General features: G+C 64.6%; 16 protein-coding genes. 7 read left to right on the top strand and 9 right to left on the bottom strand.

Features of this window, described 5'->3' with window-relative positions; genetic code table 11:
- Positions 1-7: 7 nt before the first annotated feature.
- The 6 genes from HGI30_RS05000 to HGI30_RS04975 form a co-directional block, all read right to left on the bottom strand.
- The gene (locus HGI30_RS05000) at positions 8-718 is read right to left on the bottom strand and encodes a FadR/GntR family transcriptional regulator (protein ID WP_168906635.1); all 711 of its coding nucleotides are present in this window, start codon (positions 716-718) and stop codon (positions 8-10) included.
- A 27-nt stretch (positions 719-745) separates the two neighbouring features.
- On the bottom strand, positions 746-1,603 hold the full coding sequence (locus tag HGI30_RS04995) for a LutC/YkgG family protein (protein WP_206110022.1): 858 nt from the start codon (positions 1,601-1,603) through the stop codon (positions 746-748).
- Positions 1,596-3,248, bottom strand: a complete 1,653-nt coding sequence (locus HGI30_RS04990) for a LutB/LldF family L-lactate oxidation iron-sulfur protein (RefSeq protein WP_168906634.1) — start codon at positions 3,246-3,248, stop codon at positions 1,596-1,598. Before HGI30_RS04990 ends, HGI30_RS04995 begins: the two co-directional genes overlap by 8 nt.
- On the bottom strand, positions 3,245-3,973 hold the full coding sequence (locus HGI30_RS04985) for a (Fe-S)-binding protein (RefSeq protein ID WP_168906633.1): 729 nt from the start codon (positions 3,971-3,973) through the stop codon (positions 3,245-3,247). Before HGI30_RS04985 ends, HGI30_RS04990 begins: the two co-directional genes overlap by 4 nt.
- A gap of 954 nt (positions 3,974-4,927) precedes the next feature.
- Positions 4,928-6,394, bottom strand: coding sequence for an MFS transporter (locus HGI30_RS04980; protein WP_168906632.1), 1,467 nt, complete (start codon positions 6,392-6,394; stop codon positions 4,928-4,930).
- The gene (locus tag HGI30_RS04975; RefSeq protein ID WP_168906631.1) at positions 6,384-6,875 is read right to left on the bottom strand and encodes a MarR family winged helix-turn-helix transcriptional regulator; all 492 of its coding nucleotides are present in this window, start codon (positions 6,873-6,875) and stop codon (positions 6,384-6,386) included. The genes HGI30_RS04980 and HGI30_RS04975 overlap by 11 nt, the downstream gene beginning before the upstream one ends.
- 133 nt (positions 6,876-7,008) lie before the next feature.
- Here HGI30_RS04975 and HGI30_RS04970 point away from each other — a divergent pair, with 133 nt between their 5' ends.
- From HGI30_RS04970 to HGI30_RS04940, 7 genes are all read left to right on the top strand, one after another.
- A complete protein-coding gene (locus HGI30_RS04970) occupies positions 7,009-7,656 on the top strand; it encodes a DUF2306 domain-containing protein (protein WP_168906630.1) in 648 nt (215 codons plus the stop codon).
- 553 nt (positions 7,657-8,209) lie between these two features.
- Positions 8,210-9,199 carry an ABC transporter ATP-binding protein gene (locus HGI30_RS04965; RefSeq protein ID WP_168906629.1) on the top strand — a complete coding sequence of 330 codons (990 nt, stop codon included), beginning with the start codon at positions 8,210-8,212 and terminating at the stop codon, positions 9,197-9,199.
- Positions 9,200-9,213: 14 nt separating this feature from the next.
- Positions 9,214-10,197, top strand: coding sequence for an ABC transporter ATP-binding protein (locus HGI30_RS04960; RefSeq protein WP_168909736.1), 984 nt, complete (start codon positions 9,214-9,216; stop codon positions 10,195-10,197).
- Between the two features lie 124 nt (positions 10,198-10,321).
- Positions 10,322-11,962 carry an ABC transporter substrate-binding protein gene (locus tag HGI30_RS04955; RefSeq protein WP_168909735.1) on the top strand — a complete coding sequence of 547 codons (1,641 nt, stop codon included), beginning with the start codon at positions 10,322-10,324 and terminating at the stop codon, positions 11,960-11,962.
- Between the two features lie 6 nt (positions 11,963-11,968).
- Positions 11,969-12,973, top strand: a complete 1,005-nt coding sequence (locus HGI30_RS04950; RefSeq protein WP_168906628.1) for an ABC transporter permease — start codon at positions 11,969-11,971, stop codon at positions 12,971-12,973.
- Positions 12,974-12,984: 11 nt separating this feature from the next.
- Positions 12,985-13,878, top strand: coding sequence for an ABC transporter permease (locus HGI30_RS04945; RefSeq protein ID WP_168906627.1), 894 nt, complete (start codon positions 12,985-12,987; stop codon positions 13,876-13,878).
- 856 nt (positions 13,879-14,734) lie between these two features.
- Positions 14,735-15,328 carry a hypothetical protein gene (locus HGI30_RS04940; RefSeq protein ID WP_168906626.1) on the top strand — a complete coding sequence of 198 codons (594 nt, stop codon included), beginning with the start codon at positions 14,735-14,737 and terminating at the stop codon, positions 15,326-15,328.
- Positions 15,329-15,342: 14 nt separating this feature from the next.
- On the opposite strand, the gene HGI30_RS04935 is transcribed toward HGI30_RS04940, so the two are convergent.
- The 3 genes from HGI30_RS04935 to HGI30_RS04925 form a co-directional block, all read right to left on the bottom strand.
- Positions 15,343-15,894, bottom strand: a complete 552-nt coding sequence (locus HGI30_RS04935; RefSeq protein ID WP_168906625.1) for a hypothetical protein — start codon at positions 15,892-15,894, stop codon at positions 15,343-15,345.
- 512 nt (positions 15,895-16,406) lie between these two features.
- Positions 16,407-17,066: a ThuA domain-containing protein gene (locus HGI30_RS04930; RefSeq protein WP_168906624.1), complete on the bottom strand. Its 660-nt coding sequence runs from the start codon at positions 17,064-17,066 to the stop codon at positions 16,407-16,409.
- Positions 17,067-17,168: 102 nt separating this feature from the next.
- Entirely contained in the window at positions 17,169-17,894 is a 726-nt protein-coding gene (locus tag HGI30_RS04925) for an SDR family NAD(P)-dependent oxidoreductase (protein WP_168906623.1), read from the bottom strand.
- Positions 17,895-18,008: the final 114 nt, after the last annotated feature.

Genomic DNA, 18,008 nt, shown 5'->3' with positions numbered 1-18,008 from the left:
CCCGGAATCAAAGATGCTTCATCACGATCTGCTCCACATGCTCCAGATGCGCCTGCATCTCGGCGGCGGCGAGCGCTTCGTCGCCCGCCTCCACCGCCTGCAGGATGCGCTCATGCGCGCCGGCGAGCCGCTCCGCGACCTCGCGGCTCGCATACAGCTCCGTCCGGCGCACGGCGCGGATCGCCCGCTCGATCGGCGCCATCAGCGACTCGTACAGCCGCGCCATCATGCGGTTGCCGGTCGCATGGGCCAGCGCCAGGTGGAATTCCATGTCGTAGCGCTCGCCCTCGAGATCGTCGCCGAGCGTGCTCCTCATGCCCTCGGCCAGCTCGCGCAGCCGGGCCACATCGTCGGCGCCGCGCTTGCGGGCCGCGAGCGCGACGTTGGCCAGCTCCAGCGAGCGCCTCGCCTCCAGCAGCTCCAGCAGCTCCTCGCGCGTCGCGCCGGCGGCGGCGAGCAGCGGCGGCATGCCGCCTGTCCGCTCCTCCGGCGGCCGGACGACGCTGCCGCCTCCCTGGCGGATGTCGATGTAGCCCATCGCCTTGAGCGCGCTCAACGCCTCCCGCATCGTCGACCGACCGACGCCGAAGCGCTCCGACAGCTCGCGAGCCGAGGGCAGCTTGTCGCCCGGCCCGACGGCGCCGTCGTCGATCAGCCGGCGGAGCTGCCCGGCGATCGCTTCATAATGATTCTGCTTGTTCAGCGGCTTTACATCCACGGCTGCCGTCCCCCTTTGCCCTCCATGCTACCCGATGAGCAGGATCGTGACAATGCCGGGGCCGTGCACGCCGATCGTCAGATCGTTCTCGATATCCGCCGAGCGGCTCGGTCCGGAGATGAAATGAACGCCAGCCGGCATCGCCTCCCGCCCCGCCTCGTCGAGCGGCAGCAGCAGCTCGCCGAGGCGGGTCGCCAGCCGCTCGCGCGGCAGCACGACGAACAGCGCCGTCGGCAGCAGGCTGACGCTGCGCCCCTTATCGGGAGCGGAGCGGACGCACACCGTGCCGGTGTACGCCGCCGCTCCGTCGGCGAGCACGACGCCGAAGTCGGCTTCCGCCGCCTCCGGCAGCCAGCGCTCGCGGCCTCCGCCGTCCTCGTTCCAGACGCGGACCTCGCCGCCTTCGGGCCGGAGCGCGGACTCCAGGCCGAGCTGCGCGAGCTCCGCCTCGTCCTGGCGCAGGATGCGCCGCGCCGTCATCTCCCGCGCCTGCTCGGCGATGAAGCGGCCCGCCGCCTCCAGATCCGGCAGCTCCGCCAGCTTGCCTCCGGCCGCCTCGAAATGCTCGCGCAGCCTGGCCGCCCGCTCCTCCGGGCTCCACTGGAACTCGCGCCAGAACGCCGGGGCGCCGCGCCGCGGCTGATGCGGCCGCTCCAGCTGCCGCGGCCGTCCGAGCTTGGCCGCGATGCCGTCCAGGAACGTCTGCTGGCGCAGCTTGGACTGCGCCTCCAGCTCGCGCAGCCACTCGCCCCGGCTCGCGGCGGCCTGCGCGTCCGCCTCCGACGCCGCCGCGCTTTCGCGGGCCGGCGCGGCCGACGCCCGGCCGGTTCCGGCGCTCGCGCCGCCTGCGGCCTCGGTTTCCTGCCGCCTCCTATCCTCACTCATGCGCGTCTCCTCCTTCGCGGCCGCCCCGGCGCGCCATCTGCTCCAGCCGTCTTTTCACCGCCGGATCCATCTCCCGCAGCTCCGCCGCCAGCTCCTGCTCCAGCGTGCTCCACCGCTTGCGGAACGGCTGCTTCGCCAACGTCGGCGTCACGCGATAGCTGTTCCAGCCCTTGAGCGGCCCGACCCGCAGCCGAATCTCGCCGCCGCGGGCGACGAGCCGCTGGCCGACCCGTCCCGCCGCCAGCGCCGCGCTCATGAGGCCGGCGCTGCCGACGACCGCTCCGAAGCCTTTCATCGCGAGCGTCTCCAGCGGATCGGCACGGCCGGCCTCGACCTTGCGCCGCCGCAGCGACACGAGCATGTCATGCAGCGGAATCTTGACCGGGCACGCCTCGTAACAGGCGCCGCACAGGCTCGATGCGCTCGCGATGTCGTCCCACTCGGCGACGTTGCTCTGGAGCGCCGGCGTCAGCACCGCTCCGATCGGCCCGCTGTAAGTGCCGCCGTAAGCATGGCCGCCGATGTGGCGATACACCGGACAGGCGTTCAGGCACGCGCCGCAGCGGATGCAGTTGAGGAGCTCCTGGAATTCCGGATCGCCGAGCTGGTTGGAGCGCCCGTTGTCGAGGATGATGAGGTGCATCTCCTCCGGCCCGTCGGCGTCGTCCGGCCTCTTCGGCCCGGTGATGCCCGACATGTAGACGGTCAGCCTCTGGCCGGTGGCCGAGCGCGGCAGCAGCGTCGCCATCGTCTCCAGATCCTCCCAGGAGGGAATAATCCGCTCCATCCCCATGAGGGTGATCTGCATTTTCGGCACGGTCGACACCATGCGGGCGTTGCCTTCGTTTTCGAACAGCACCATCGAGCCCGTCTCCGCGATCGCGAAGTTGCACCCGGTCATGCCGATGTCCGCCTCCAGGAACTTCTCCCGCAGCTTGCGCCGCACGAAGCCCGCGAGCATCGTCGTATCCGGCGGCAGCGTCTCGCCCGCCTCGGCCGACAGCAGCTCGGCGATCTGATAGCGGTTCTTGTGGATCGCCGGGATGATGATATGCGACGGCGTCTCGCCCGCCAGCTGGATGATGTACTCGCCGAGGTCCGTCTCCACCGCCTCGACGCCGATCGATTCCAGCGCCTGGTTCAGATGGAGCTCCTCGGTGACCATCGACTTGGACTTGACGACCGAGCGCGCTCCGGCCGACTCCGCGATCGCGAGCGACAGCGACACCGCCTCCTCGGCGGTCGACGCGAAATGCACGTGCACGCCGTTCGCCCGCGCGTTGTCCGCGAACAGGCTCAGGTAATAGTCCAGATGCGCGATCGTATGAAGCCGGATCTGCCGTCCCTGCTCGCGCCACTCGTCCCAATGGCCGTGCGCCTCGGACGCGGCCTTTTTGCCCGAGCGCAGCCGCTCGGTCGTGAATTTGACCGCCTGACGCAGGAACTCGTTGTTCAGCGCCAGCCCGGCGCGCTCGCGAACCGTGTCCGGCTGCGGCTTGGCGAGGTGCTTGGCACGCGGCGTCGCGCGCGGCTCGGCGCGGGACGGGGCGGCGGGGCTCGTGCGCGTATCGACGCGGGACGGGGCGGCGTGGTTGGCTCCCGTCTGGCCGGCGCTTCCGGATTTGGACTCCGTTTCCCTGCTCATCCGGCTGTCGCCCCTTCCTCCAGCAGCTCGGCCAGGTGCAGCACGCGCACCGGCTCGCCCCGTCGACGCAGGCTGCCGGCGATGTTCATGAGGCAGGCCATGTCGAGACCGACGAGTACCTCGGCTTCCGTCTCCTTCACATGATCGGTCTTTTCCATCACCATCGCGCCGGAGATGTCGGCCATCTTGACCGCGAACGTGCCGCCGAATCCGCAGCAGTCCTCGGCGAACGGCAGCGGCACGAGCTGCAGCCCTTCGACCCCGCGCAGCAGCTCAAGCGGCTCCTCCTTGACGCCGAGCAGCCGGCTGCCGTGGCAGGACGGATGGTACGTCACCTTATGCGGAAAGCTCGCACCGATGTCCGTCACGCCAAGCACCTGCACGAGGAATTGCGTGAACTCAAAGGTTTTGGCGCGGAGCTCCCGCGCCTGGCGCAGCGCCTCCGGCTCGTCCTTGAACAGCTCCTCGTAGTGATGGAGCATGTACGTGCAGGAGCCGGACGGCGAGACGACGAAGTCGCTGTCCCGGAATGCCGCGAGGATCGTCCGCGCGGTCTTGCGCGCCTCATCCCAGTAGCCGCTGTTGTACGCCGGCTGGCCGCAGCAGGTTTGGACCTTTGGAAAGTCCAGCCTGACGCCTTGCCGCGCCAGGATGCGCGCCATCGCCTCGCCGACCCGAGGATAGATCGCATCGCTCAGGCAGGTGATGAATAAGGATACGTTCATGCTTGCACCTCTCCGTCAATTAGTCAGGTTGTCAGACAAGTTGGATAAGTTATAACCAGTATACGCCAGCCTGCTTTGCGGTGCTAGAGCGAAATGAGGCGGATGCGCTGGAGAACGAGCATGGCAGCTCGATTTATTCGACTTCACGCCTGCAGGACGCTACACATGAAGCCCATTAGCTCGATTTGTTCGACTTAATGCCTCCCGGACCAGCCACTCCAAGCCCATTAGCTCGATTTTTTCGACTTAATGCCTGCCGGACTCTCCACTCCAAGCCCATTAGCTCGATTTTTTCGACTTAACGCTTACCGGACGCTCCACTCCAAGCCCATTAGCTCGATTTTTTCGACTTAACGCCTGCCGGACGCTCCAATCGAAGCCAAGTTGCTCGATTTTTCCGCGCAGCTCCGACGGTCGGGCACCTGTTCGAGCCGAGTTACTCGGGTTTTCCGCGCAACTCCGCCGGTCGGGCACCTGTTCAGCCGAGTTACTCGATTTTACCGCGCAATTCCGCCGGGCGGGCACCTGTTCGAGCCGAGTTGCTCGGGTTTTCCGCGTAGCTCCGCCGGTAGGGCATCTGTTCGAGCCGAGTTACTCGGGTTTTCCGCGCAGTTCCGCCGGTCGGGCACTTGTTCGACGAGTTACTCGGGTTTTCCGCGTAGCTCCGCCGGTAGGGCATCTGTTCGAGCCGAGTTACTCGGGTTTTCCGCGCAGCTCCGACGGTCGCCGCCTCCCCTCACCCCGACAGCGAGAACTCGCTTCCTAAACGAAACAAAGGGACGAAACCGAGCGAGGCTCGATTCGTCCCTTTTCATCGAAAAAGGCCCATTGGCGTCAAACTCCCGCTGGGCAAAGCTTCTGGCGTCGCGACGAGCTCCGCTCCGCAGAGCGCGCGCCGCTTCGCGCCGGCCGTTCCGGCTTCGCCTACGCCCGCTCCGCCTACGCCCGCTCCGCCTAAGAGGCGCGGACCGCTCGGCGGCGGCTGAAAGCGAGCCCTGCGCCATAGGCGGCGAGGAGCAGCACCATCGACAACGCCGCCCAGCGGTACATGAGCGCATAGCCGGTCGAGGCCGCGACGGCGCCGAGCAGCATCGAGCCGACCGCGACGCCGAGGTCGGTCGAGTTGTAGAACAGGCTGTTGGCCGACGCCTGGCGGGAAGCCGGCATGCTGCGCAGCATCCATGCCTGCGCTGTCGGCTGGATCGAGCCGAAGCCGAGTCCATACAGCAGCGCCGAAAGCAGCAGCAGCCCCGTCGTGTCGGACCAGCTCAGCAGCAGCAGGCCGCCCATGAGCAGCAGCGAGGCCGCAGGCAGCACGGCAAGATGCCCGTGCCGGTCGAACAGCCGGCCGGCGATCGGCCGTACGAGCAGAATGGCGACGGCGTTCAGCAGAAAGAACAGGCCGATGTTCGGCAACCCCATCTCCCGCCCGAACAGCACCAGATAGCTGAGTAGGCCGCCATACGTTATCGCCATCAGCGCGTTCAGCAGCGCCGGCAGCCAAGCTTGCCCAGCCTCGCTGTGGCCGGTCTCATCGACTGCTCCGGCCGCTGCCGATCCGGCATCAGCTCTCTCCGCAGCAGTCCGGCCGCCTGGCTCTGCCGATCCAGCGCTCGCTCCCGCTCCGGCCGATCCGGCATCAGCTCTCTCCGCAGCAGCCCGGACGCCTGTCTCTGCCGATCCAGCGCTCGCTCGTGCTCCGGCCAATCCGGCATCAGCTCTCTCCGCAGCAGCCCGGCCGCCTGGCTCTGCCGATCCTGCGCTCGCTCGCGCTCCGGTCGATCCGGCAGCAGCAGTCCTGCCGCCTGACGGAGCCGGCTCGCGGCGCCGAACCGGCGGTATCGCTCGGAAGACGAGCAGCAGCGGGATGATGACGAGCGAGGATGCCGCTCCGGTCAGCGACAGCGCACGGAAGCCGATGCCGTCCATAATCGCGAGCCCGATCATCGGGCCGAGCGACATCGCCATGCTGCTCGATAGGCCGAAGTAGCCGACGCCTTCTCCCATCCGCCGCGGCGGAATGATGCCGGTCACCAGCGTCGGCAGCACGGTGCTGGCCATGCCGAAGCCGATGCCGAACAGCACGCGCAGCGCCAGCAGCGCCTCGATGCTTCGAGCGGCGGAAAATCCGAGCGTCGCCAGCGCGGAGAGGGCGAGGCCCGCGAACAGCACGACATGGCGCGAGATGCGGCCGAGCATCCACGCCGTCGCGAAGCGGGCGGCAATCGCCGCGAGCGCGAACAGGCTCGTCACGAGGCTGATGACGAACGCCCCCGGCGCGAAGCGCTCTTCGACGTAGGAGGGCAGCGGCGACATGAGCATTTGCAGGCAAAGGAACATGAGGAAGGCTCCAAGCGTCAGCACGATGAACGAACGCGTCCATAACGGCTCCTTGCGGAGCGTGAGCGGCTCAGCGCCCATCGTTCGAGCCCTCTTGGCGCGGCTTCACGATCCGCTGCAGCAACGCGCGCAGCTGCGCGCGCTCCTCCTCCAGCAGCGCGCCGAGCCCGATGTCCAGCGCCGCGCGCTCGACCGGGGTCGTCTCGGCCAGGAGCCGCTCTCCCTGCTCCGTAGCGTAAATGCGCTGCGAGCGCCGATCCTTCGGGTCGGCTCGCTTGACGATGAGCCCTTTTGCTTCGAGCAGCTCCAGAATGCGCGTGGTGGTCGGCTTGTCCTTTCCGGTCAGCTCGCCGAGCTCCCTCTGGATCCGCCCGCCGCGCTCGCAGATGCGCGCCAGCATCGCCCACTGCTCGGGCGTGATGTCCCAGTCGCGCAGCTGCTGCAGCAAGGTCAGGCTTACCTTCCGATACGCCGCGCCAAGCAAAAATCCGATCGAATCGTCCAGGCTCGCGCCGTACGCCGGACCGGATCGGGAATGAATCGAGTCTTCGGGTGAGTGCATGCGGGATGTCCTTCTTTCTGTCAGAAGCATTAGTTGTCACAACAACTATACGCCTGTGAACGAAAAGGGTCAACCTGCGGGCATGCCTCCATGATACAATGGCCAACATAACAACAAGAAAGCGAGCCCCTCCATGTCATCCAAAACTGCCCTCCGCTGGCTGGCTGCCGCCGCTGCCGCCGCCGTCGCTTATGTGCTCTACAAATCTTATCTGGCCGACCCGCAAGCAGCCGGCTTCCTGGCGCTCAAGCCGGCCGGCGAAGGCCCGGACAGGCTGAGCTTATGGCTGGCCGTGCTGCAGGTCCATATCGCAGCCGCCTGCGTGGCGACTGCTTGCGGCCTGCTCGGCTTCGCTCCGGCTGGCCGGCGCACGCCGCGCCGCTTGAGCCTGCATCGCTGGAACGGCTATGCCTATTTCGTCTGCGTCTTTCTCGTCTGCTTGACTTCCGGCTACATGGCGCCCTATGCGACCGGCGGCAAATGGACCAGCGTCCCGTTCAACCTGCTCAACATCCTTTGGCCGGCGCTCACGCTGCTTGCGATTCGGAGAGCCCGCAAGCGGCGGCTGGCCGCCCACAAGCGCCTGATGATCCGAAGCTATGCCTTCTGCTTCAACAACATGACGCTGCATCTGTTCACCGGACTGTTCACCGGCCTCGTCGGATTGCCCTACGCTGCCGGATATACGGCCGCACTGTACGCCAACATCGCGTTCCTGCTCTTGGCGGGCGAGCTCGCGATCCGGTTGCTGCGCGTGCCTCAGAAACGCGAAGTCAGTTAGAGGAAAGCCGCATCCCTCTGTTTCGACCCCATGCTTCAGCAAAAGCTGAAGCTTCGTTCCGTTTCCGATACCCCCGATCATCCGTTCTTGCATCTTCGTACCTAACCGCGATCGACATCCATGATTCCATCATTAAACATGCTGCATTTCGCATAAATAATAGACCTATTCTGTTCTATTCTCCGATTGTATCTCCAATAAAGACTGAATAATTTGAATATAATTTCGTGTCGAATTACGTCAACAAACCTAACTCCAATTAGCATGACGATCCATAATTGGGACTTTAGCCTCTTTCCTCCTCAGCTATAAAGCGCTTACATACACTATAATATAAGTAATTATAAATCTATTCGACTGTTTATTCACTATTTACGAATCTACTGCTTTTGATTTACAATCAATGGCATGAAATATGACGTAAAATTCTGTTGATTCATGGCTGTCTTTGGCAGGAATCGAAGCGGAAAGCAATCGAATCAACGCATTGCTTTCATGATGCACCAACGCATTAAAGTAAAAAACATCCAAAAAGTCATAAGGGAGAGATGGCATGGCACCGAGCCTGCTGGAATTAACCGACCTGCATACGTACTTCGCCACGGACCGCGGCGAACTGCCAGCCGTGGACGGAGTCGATTTGACCGTGCGATCCGGCGAAATCGTCGGCATCGTGGGCGAATCCGGCTGCGGCAAAAGCGTCACCTCCCTGTCGATCCTGCGGCTGCTGCCCGAGCCGCTTGCCCGCTATGCGAAAGGATCGATCCGCTTCAAGGGCGAGGACCTGCTCCGCGCCAAGGAGAAGCGGATGAAGCAGGTGCGGGGCAACGAGATTTCGATGATTTTCCAGGAGCCGATGACCTCGCTCAATCCGCTGCTGACGATCGGCGATCAGATCGGCGAGACGCTGCGCGTCCATCGTTCGATGAGGCGCAAGGAAGCCGCCGAGATCGCAGTCGAGATGCTGCGCAAGGTCGGCATCCCCCGCGCCGAGGGCGTCGCGCGGGCTTACCCGCACCAGCTGTCCGGCGGCATGCGGCAGCGCGTCATGATCGCGATCGCGCTCTGCTGCGAGCCGGAGCTGCTCATCGCCGACGAGCCGACGACGGCGCTCGACGTGACGATCCAAGCCCAGATCCTCGACCTGATGAAGACCCTCAACCGCGAGACCGGCACGGCGATCATGATGATTACGCATGATCTCGGCGTCGTCGCGGAGCTGTGCGAGCGGGTCGTCGTCATGTATGCCGGCAAAGTCGTCGAGGAAGGCTCCGTCCATGATATTCTCACCGATGCGCGCCATCCCTACACGCAGGGACTGATCCGCTCCATCCCGCGGCTGGACGAGGAGCGCGATCGGCTGTACTCGATCCCCGGCCAGGTTCCCCGCCCCGGCGCGATCGCCCAGGGCTGCCGCTTCGCTCCGCGCTGCGAGCATGCGATGCCCATCTGCGCCGAGCAGCTGCCGGAGCTGATCGCGGGCGCCAATCCCTCCCACCGGTCGCGCTGCTGGCTGAATACGACCCAGGAGGTGGCGAATTGAACGCAGCGGCGAAGATGGACAACCCCCAGGAGGCGGAAGCGCTCCTTGAAGTCGAGGAGCTCCGCACCCATTTTCCGATCCGCAGCGGCTTGCTGCAGCGGGTGTCCGGCCAGGTGAAGGCGGTCGACGGCGTCAGCTTCCGGGTCCGGCGCGGCGAATCGTTCGGCATCGTCGGGGAGAGCGGCTGCGGCAAGTCGACGACCGGCCGCTCGCTGCTGCGGCTGCTGGAGCCGACGAGCGGGCAAGTCCGTTTTGACGGCGAAGACGTCCTCGCCTTGAGCGACGAGGCGCTGCGGCGCAAGCGACGGGACATGCAGATGATTTTCCAGGACCCCTTCGCCTCGCTCAACCCGCGGCATCGCATCGGCAAGATCCTCGAGGAGCCGCTGATCGTGCACGGCATCGGCAATGCGGCGGAGCGCCGCGAGCGGGTCGCCCGCACGATGGAGACGGTCGGCCTCAGCGCCTGGCAGCTCGACCGGTACCCGCATCAATTCTCCGGCGGCCAGCGGCAGCGCGTCGCCATCGCGCGGGCGCTCATGCTGGAGCCCAAGCTGATCGTCGCCGACGAGCCGGTATCCGCGCTCGACGTGTCGATCCAGTCGCAGATCCTCAACCTGATGCAGGACCTGCGGGAGCGCATGGGACTGACGTATGTGTTCATCGCGCATGACCTGAGCGTCGTGAAGCATTTTTGCGATCGGGTCGCGGTCATGTATCTCGGCCGCGTCGTCGAGATCGCGGACAAGCGTCCGCTCTACCGGGAACCGCGTCATCCGTACACCAAGGCGCTGCTGTCCGCGGCTCCCCATCCGGTGCCCGGAGCGGCCGCCGAGCGGATCGTGCTGCAAGGCGACGTGCCCAGTCCCGCGAACGTCCCGGAAGGCTGCGTGTTCCATACGCGCTGCCCGGTCGCGATGGACATCTGCCGCGCGCAGCGGCCTCCGCTGAAGTTCGACGGCGAGGGGCATGGAACGGCTTGTCATCTCTATCCTTGACCCTCAAAGGCGGAGATTTCAACTTATACAGCAAGGCAAGGCCAGACTCGGCACCAGCCAACGACAAGGGGAGGAATCGATCTTGACCATCATCAAAGGCACCAAATGGACATCCGCCACGGCGATGCTGCTCGCCGCCACGCTCGCCATCGCCGGCTGCAGCGGCAACAGCAACGCGCCTGCGGCGCAAAACGGCGGCGCGAGCGGCAGCCCGGCGCCGACCGCCAGCGCAGCGCCGACCGACGGCGCGGCCAGCTCCCAGGACACGCTCATCGTCGCTCGCGGCGGCGACTCCGCCGCGCTCGATCCGGCCATCGTCACCGACGGCGAATCGACAAAGGTGACGGAGCAGATTTTCGAAGGACTGCTGTCTTACAAAGCGGGCACGACCGAGGTCCAGCCTGCCCTCGCCGAGAGCTATGACGTGTCGGACGACGGACTGACCTATACGTTCAAGCTGCGCCAAGGCGTCAAGTTCCATGACGGCACCGACTTCAATGCCGACGCCGTCGTCTTCAACTACAATCGCTGGAGCGATCCGAACAGTCCGAACAAGTACGAGGGCGACTCGTTCTACTACTACGACTCGATGTTCGGACCCGAAGGGGCCCGCGTCATCAAGGAAGTGAAGGCGGTCGATCCCGCTACCGTGCAGTTCACGCTGAACAAGCCGCAGGCGCCGTTCCTGCAGAACATCGCCATGCCGTCGTTCGGCATCGCTTCGCCCAAGGCGGTCGAGGAGAAGAAGGACAAGTTCAAGAGCGAGCCGGTCGGCACCGGTCCGTTCGTCTTCAAGGAGTGGAAGCGCAGCGAGTCGATCACCGTGGAGAAGAACCCGACCTACTGGCAATCCGGCCTGCCGAAGCTCGAGCGGGTCATCATCACGGTCATTCCGGACAACTCGGCTCGCCTGACGGCGCTGCAGAACGGCGAGATCGACCTGATGGAAGGCGTCAACCCGGATGATCTCGGCACGCTGGAGAGCAACGCCGAGCTGCAGAAGATCGAGCGTCCGTCGTTCAACGTCGGCTACGTCGGCTTCAACTTGAAGAAAAAGCCGTTCGACGATCCGAAGGTGCGCGTTGCCCTGAGCCACGCCGTCAACAAGGAAGGCATCATCAGCGCCTTCTACGCCGGCCTCGCCGAAGCGGCGGTCAACCCGATGCCGCCGAGCACGCTCGGCTGGAACGCGGACATCAAGGATTATCCGTACGATCTCGAAAAGGCGAAGCAGCTGCTCGCCGAAGCCGGCTACCCGAACGGCCTGCCGGAGGAGATGGTGTTCTACGCCATGCCGGTCGCGCGCCCGTACATGCCGGACGGCAAGAAGGTGGCCGAAGCGATCCAGGCGGATTTCGCCAAGATCGGGGTCAAGACGCGCATCGAATCGCCGGAGTGGGCGACCTACCTCGACGACGCGAAGGATGGCGAGAAGGACGACCTGTACATGCTCGGCTGGAACGGCGACAACGGCGATCCCGACAACTTCCTGTTCACGCTGCTGCACAAGGATACGATCGGCAGCAACAACTACAGCTTCTATTCCAATGAAGAAGTGAACAAGCTGCTGAGCGAAGGCCAGGCCGAGACGGACCCGGCCAAGCGCGAGGAGCTGTACAAGCAGGCGCAGGTGCTGATCAAGCAGGACGCGCCGTGGGTTCCGCTCGTGCACTCGACGCCGCTGCTGGCGGGCAAGGCGAGCCTCAAGGGCTACGTGCCTTCGCCGACCGGCGGGGAGCCGTACAGCGACGTCTACTTCGAGTAGGCCGCCATGCTGAACTATGCGATCCGCCGCCTGCTGATGCTCGTCCCCGTGCTGCTCGGCATGACGGTCATCGTGTTCATGATTATCCGCGCCATCCCCGGCGATCCGGCTGAGGTCATCCTCGGGGAAAAGGCGAGCCCGCAGTCGAAGGAAGCGCTGCGCCAGGAGCTGAAGCTCGACGAGCCGCTGTACGTCCAGTACGGCGACTATCTCGGCAAGCTGCTGAGCGGCGATCTTGGCCAATCGATCCGCAGCAAGGAGCCGATCGCCACGGAGATCGGGCCGTATCTGGCGGCCACGCTGGAGCTGACGGCGTTCGCGATGCTGTTCGCGATTGTAGTCGGCGTCAACGCCGGCATCATCAGCGCCTGGCGGCAGAACTCGTGGTTCGACTATGCCAGCATGCTGATCGCCCTCGTCGGCGTGTCGATGCCGATATTCTGGCTCGGCCTGATGGAGCAGTGGATCTTCGCGCTGGAGCTCAAATGGCTGCCGTCGATCGGCCGCGCGAACCCGCGCGATCCGGTCGACGCCGTCACCGGCCTGTACCTGATCGATACGCTCGTCGCCGGCCGGTTCGACCAGTTCGGCACCGTGCTCAAGCATCTGGTCCTGCCGGGCATCGCGCTCGGCACGATCCCGATGGCGATCATCGCGCGCATGACGCGCTCGAGCATGCTGGAGGTGCTGCGCTCGGACTACATCCGCACCGCCAAGGCCAAAGGGCTGTCGCAGCTCGGCGTCATCTACAAGCATGCGCTGCGCAACGCGTTCATCCCGGTGCTCACCGTCATCGGCCTGCAGTTCGGCCTGCTGCTCGGCGGCGCGGTGCTGACCGAGACGATCTTCGCCTGGCCCGGCATCGGACGCTACATCTTCGATGCGATCAGCGCGCGCGACTATCCGGTCATCCAGTCCGGCATCCTCATCATCGCGTTCCTCTTCGTCCTCATCAACCTGCTGGTCGATCTGCTGTATGCGGCAGTCGATCCGCGCATCAGCTACAAGTAGGAGGGGTATCCGTGTCGCAACCGGCTGTGCGCCTGCCCGTCCCGCTGCCCAAGCAGGAAGAGGCGTCGTCCCCTTGGCGGGACGCCTGGCGCAGCTTCCGCCGCAACCGCATGGCGATGGCGGGGCTCGGCATCATTGTCTTTTTCATCCTCGTGGCCGCGCTCGCTCCGGTGATCGCCCCCTACGACTACAAGGAGCAGGAGCTGATGAACCGGCTCCAGCCTCCGAGCGGGGAGCACTGGCTCGGCACGGACGACCTGGGGCGGGACATCCTCTCCCGGCTCATCCATGGCGCCCGCATCTCCCTGTGGGTCGGCGTCTCCTCCGTGCTCGGCTCGATCGTCGCCGGCACGCTGCTCGGCATCCTCGCCGGCTACTACGGCCGCTGGTGGGATGCGATCATCTCGCGCCTGTTCGACATCCTGCTCGCGTTCCCCGGCATCCTGCTCGCGATCGCCATCGTCGCCGCGCTCGGGCCGTCGCTGCAGAACGCCCTGCTCGCGATCGCCATCGTCAACGTGCCGGTGTTCGGCCGGCTCGTCCGGGCCAAGGTGCTCAGCCTGCGCGAGGAGGAATATATCGTCGCCGCGCGCTCGCTCGGCATGAAGAGCTCGCGCATCCTGCTGCATCACATCCTGCCCAACAGCCTCGGGCCGATCATCGTGCAAGGCACGCTCGGCATCGCGACCGCGATCATCGAGGCCGCGGCCCTCGGCTTCCTCGGCCTCGGCGCGCAGCCGCCGGAACCGGAGTGGGGCAAGATGCTGTCCGACTCGCGCCAGCTCATCCAGAAGGCGCCGTGGACGGTGCTCTTCCCCGGCCTCGCGATCATGCTCACCGTGCTCGGCTTCAACCTGATCGGCGACGGCCTGCGCGACGTGCTCGATCCGCGGATGAAGCGGTGAGGCGGGGAGCCGGGCAGCGCTTGATGCGGCAGCTTGGCAAGCGGATTGCGCCTTCGGCGTATAGCTCGCCGGGTACCTCCTTCGTGCGCCTTTGGCGATTGGCTGGCCGTACACCTGCTCCGCGCGCCTCCGGCGATCCGCTCGAAGGGCTGCGCTTGGTGCGGCTCAAGCAATCGGGGGCTGCTCGTCTTACGGAAGGTGCCCTCGATGGTCGGCGCATGGACTTCGCGGCGGAAGCCGCCTTGGGCGCTTAGCGCGCCGGCACTGCCAAGCGCGGTTCGAGCTCAGCGTGAGTATCACGCCAAACGCGGTTCGAGCTCAGCGTGATTTTCAGCTGAGCTCGACCAGCAGCGGCTGCGCATCGCCGCAGCTCGCCTTCCGTCCATCCAAGGCACATTTGTGCCTTGGATTTTTATGTTCAGAGCGATTTTAGCCATCCAAGTCACATTTGTGCCTTGGATTTTTATTTTCAACCCGTCCCCCACCAGTCCAAGGCACTTATGTGACTTGGATCTTTAATTTCAACGCACTTCCCACCTTTTCAAGGCACATTTCTGCCTTGGATTCAGAATAGCCCGCCCTGCCAAGAAGAGCCCGAACTCTGGCGAGTCATAAACCGACTACGAAAGCAGCCAAGCTAGGCAGCTATCCGCTATTACAGTCGTTCTGATTATTGAACTTGTCGTTCCGACGATCGAGCTTGCGGAGGCAGGCGTCGCCACAAGAAAGCCTGGCAAGCGCGCCGCTTCGCCTACTTCGGGCGAAGGCGGTAGCGGCACACTTTGCCTCCGACAGCGACGGGCTCGAAGAGACCTTTTTCCGTCAACCGCTTCAAATGGATCGCCGCCGTCCGCCGATGGACGCCGATCGCCTCCGCAGCCTTGAACGGATAGACATCGCCGCTATGAACATGAGCGTAGCGCAGCAAAGCCGCATCCACTCGACCCATGCCGCCTTCGCCGCGCCCCTCTTCCCGATCGGCCCCGACGGAGAGGCTCGAGCCGCTTCGGGCAATCAGAGCGATCAGATCCCGAATTTGATCCGGCTCCTCCATCAAAGAGTCGTACGCCACGGTCAAAGTGCGGAATCCGTGCGAGTGAAGGAACATCTCCCGCATCGCTTCTCTTCTGTAGCCGGTCCGATCGATCCGCTGCACATGGGGACCGAAGCCTTTGACATCGATGTTGAAGCTCACCCCCTCGGCGAACCAGGCGAAGTCCAGATAGCAAGCGGCTCCTCTCCAGTCCTTGACCTCGTATTCGGGATGAAGGTCGTCGAAATGACCGAACAGCGGCCACCATACCGCACGCAGGAAAAGGATCTCTCCATGGGCATGCCCTCGCTTGAGCCGATCCTTCCGCTCTCCCGTTCGCGCATCGAGGTGCCGCTTCAGCCACTGCTCATGCGACGAAGCAAAAGACTGCCCTCGACGATCGCCGGCGTGACGTGAAAATCCGGCGCGGCTCAACGACGCTTCCAGCCTTCAGGCAATTCTAGATCGCGATAGACGCGCATTCCTGACGGGTAAATGCCGAACTTCTCCTTCTCCGCCTTTTCCTTGAATGCAGCCATCAGCGAACGGATCAGCGATGGATTTTCCACCAGCGTGTCATAAGCGATCGGCAGCGTCCGAAATCCGCTGATGCTCATATACATGTTGAACAACATCTCCCTGTCGCGCTCCTCCGCCGTCTGCCTGGCATACGTTTCGAACTCCTTGACCGCGATATGGAAAAGCTGGTTGCCGGGCAGCCACGCGAAATCAAGAAAGACCGGCGCGCCCTTCTCATCCTGGACTTCATAATGCGGATGCAGATCGTTGAAGTGCCCGAACACCGGGAACCAGATTTCTTTCAGAAACAGCCGATCCTTGGGGGGGGTGGTCCTGCTGCAGCCGCCTCCTCCTTTCCCCCTGGCTGCTTTGAATATGGTGCTGAATCCAAGCCTGGCACGCTTCCTCGAATCGATGTTCTTGACGACTGTCCATGCCGTTCCTCCTCCAGGATTAGAATGCAAAAAAAGCCCCGCTCCTCCTCGTCGAATAGCCGGGCATTCTCGAACCATCGAGAGCTGCCGCTAACCGAAAGGTGGAACCGGGCGTTCTTCGCCACAGAATTCTTGACCATCATCTATCGCTGCTGGATGAGATCATTCTAGCCGCTGCGGGCGCCTGCCTGCAAGCGGAATTTCAGCGGATGCGACCAGATTCAGGCGCATTGAAAAATTGAAGCAAGAGCATGCGAGCCAGCACACGCCGGTCCGACAGCTTCGGCTTAGTGCCGCGCAGGGTCAAATGGTCCAGCCTCATGCGCTTGCCGCGCTTAGCGCACATGCAGCTCCGAAGAGTCCGCCACACTTGCAGCAGCTAGAGCGGCCTGCCTGAGCTACGGTGCCTGTGACGCCTGTCGAGCTGCATGAACTCCGGAACTCGGCGTCTCCAGTTCTGCTGAGACTCCGAGCTGCAACGCCTTCCGAGCTGCGGCGTCTTTAGAGCTGCGGCGTCTTCCACGCTGCAGCTCTATAGCTCCTTACAGCGCCCCCAGCGCCCACAGTCCGGCCTGCCGGACGAGCTTGCGGTACTCCGGATGCAGGAAGGACTCCCGGCGATGGCCCGGCGACAGGTAGGCGACGCGTCCGACGCCGCGCGCACGAGCCCAGGCTGCCGGCCAGCGGCTGCCCTCATGCTCGTATTCCAGCAGCACGGACGCCGTCGACACGGTCGCCGGGTCGAACCGGTACGGCTCTTCTTCCATCCGGAACGGCTCCACGCCGCTGAGCATCGGATGCGCGCGGCCCGCCTCGGTCGGCGAGTACGACAGCTCCGTCCAATCCGGATGCCCGGTGAAAAAGCCTCCGATCAGCTCGGCCAGCTCCGAATCGGCCTGCAAGGAGATGCCGTTGTGCAGGACGAGAAGGGCTCCGCCCTCCCTCACGAACGACAGCAATCCCTCGATCTCCTCCGGCTGCTTGCCGGAACGCCACTGGTCCGAGTAGGAGACGACAAGGCGATAAGGCGCCAGCTCCTCCGAGCGCAGCCGGCTATACTCTTCCGTGCGCTCCAGCTCCACGGCGCCGGCAAAGATCGCCTCCAGCTCCGGGAAGACCGCGTCCAGCGGATGATAGGGCGCATGCTCTCCGTTGTCTCCGATGACGAGTGCGCGGGGCAGATGTCCTTCGGATGTAGTCATGAATGATTCCTCCTTGGAAAGATGGTGTCTTTGGTCCATGGCGGAAAGGCAGCGAACCGGGGAGCTCCCCCGGGCCTTCAGTCTGCGCGGCCAGAGCGCCCCTTACGTCCAGCTCATCTCCGCGCCGGTGTTGTCGATGAAGGCCGGATGCTCGCGAGGCGTCCGGTCCGCCAGATGCCCGTCGATGACAGAAGCAATGCCGGCAGCCGACTCCGCGGCCGAGAACGTGCCTTCCTCGCTCAGCTTCCCGCCCATATAGCTCCGCACCCAGCCGGGGTGGATGACGAGCACGCGGCCGCCGCGCGGCTTCAGCTCGTTGTGCAGGATGTTCGACTCGATGTTGAGCGCGGCCTTGGACATGCAGTAGCCGTACCAGCCTTCCCGCCATGTCTGGTTGATCTGCCCCGCTTCGGAGGAGATGTTCACGACGAGCTTGTCCTCGCCGGCGAGCAGCAGGCCGCTCAGCGCCTGCACGACGCGCAGCGGGCCGACCGCATTGACGGCGAACAGCCGGAACATCGCCTCGTAATCGATTTCGCCGAAAGCGCTCGCTTCCTTGTCGCCGGCGATGCCGGCGTTGTTGACGATCAGGTCGAGCCGGTCCGTCCGGCGAGCCACTTCCGCTGCCGCAGCGCGCACGCTCTCCCCGTCGGCGACGTCGAGGGCGATCGGCACGAGCCGCTCGGCCCACGCTGCCGGCACCTCTTCCGGCTCCTGCCACTGCGGCATGTAGCGCCCCGCGAATACGGTATAGCCGCGCCGCAGCAGCTCCAGCGCCAGCGCGTAGCCGACGCCTCGGTCGGCGCCTGTTATGAAGGCATGTTTCATGCCTTTCCCTCCTTAGATGCGTTCTGTTGGAAAACGAGAGACACTCGGCCGCCTCCTTCCTGCCGGGTCAGGCCGAGCCACCTCCTTCCTGAATGCGCTTCCCTCTCATTCTAC

The sequence above is a fragment of the Paenibacillus albicereus genome (assembly GCF_012676905.1).
In the GTDB taxonomy this organism is placed as follows: Bacteria; Bacillota; Bacilli; order Paenibacillales; family Paenibacillaceae; genus Paenibacillus_O; species Paenibacillus_O albicereus.
The sequence above is the reverse complement of the archived record's forward strand: the minus strand, read 5'-3'. Positions and strand labels throughout refer to the sequence as shown.

Excerpts from the sequence above, each read along its gene's own strand:
- HGI30_RS04930 (WP_168906624.1), bottom strand. The coding sequence starts at position 17,066 with ATGACTACATCCGAAGGACATCTGCCCCGCGCACTCGTCATCGGAGAC.
- HGI30_RS04980 (WP_168906632.1), bottom strand. The coding sequence starts at position 6,394 with ATGGGCGCTGAGCCGCTCACGCTCCGCAAGGAGCCGTTATGGACGCGT.
- HGI30_RS04990 (WP_168906634.1), bottom strand. The coding sequence starts at position 3,248 with ATGAGCAGGGAAACGGAGTCCAAATCCGGAAGCGCCGGCCAGACGGGA.
- HGI30_RS04985 (WP_168906633.1), bottom strand. The coding sequence starts at position 3,973 with ATGAACGTATCCTTATTCATCACCTGCCTGAGCGATGCGATCTATCCT.
- HGI30_RS04940 (WP_168906626.1), top strand. The coding sequence starts at position 14,735 with ATGGACGCCGATCGCCTCCGCAGCCTTGAACGGATAGACATCGCCGCT.
- HGI30_RS04965 (WP_168906629.1), top strand. The coding sequence starts at position 8,210 with ATGGCACCGAGCCTGCTGGAATTAACCGACCTGCATACGTACTTCGCC.
- HGI30_RS04950 (WP_168906628.1), top strand. The coding sequence starts at position 11,969 with ATGCTGAACTATGCGATCCGCCGCCTGCTGATGCTCGTCCCCGTGCTG.
- HGI30_RS04960 (WP_168909736.1), top strand. The coding sequence starts at position 9,214 with ATGGACAACCCCCAGGAGGCGGAAGCGCTCCTTGAAGTCGAGGAGCTC.
- HGI30_RS04975 (WP_168906631.1), bottom strand. The coding sequence starts at position 6,875 with ATGCACTCACCCGAAGACTCGATTCATTCCCGATCCGGTCCGGCGTAC.
- HGI30_RS04995 (WP_206110022.1), bottom strand. The coding sequence starts at position 1,603 with ATGAGTGAGGATAGGAGGCGGCAGGAAACCGAGGCCGCAGGCGGCGCG.
- HGI30_RS04970 (WP_168906630.1), top strand. The coding sequence starts at position 7,009 with ATGTCATCCAAAACTGCCCTCCGCTGGCTGGCTGCCGCCGCTGCCGCC.
- HGI30_RS04955 (WP_168909735.1), top strand. The coding sequence starts at position 10,322 with ATGCTGCTCGCCGCCACGCTCGCCATCGCCGGCTGCAGCGGCAACAGC.
- HGI30_RS04925 (WP_168906623.1), bottom strand. The coding sequence starts at position 17,894 with ATGAAACATGCCTTCATAACAGGCGCCGACCGAGGCGTCGGCTACGCG.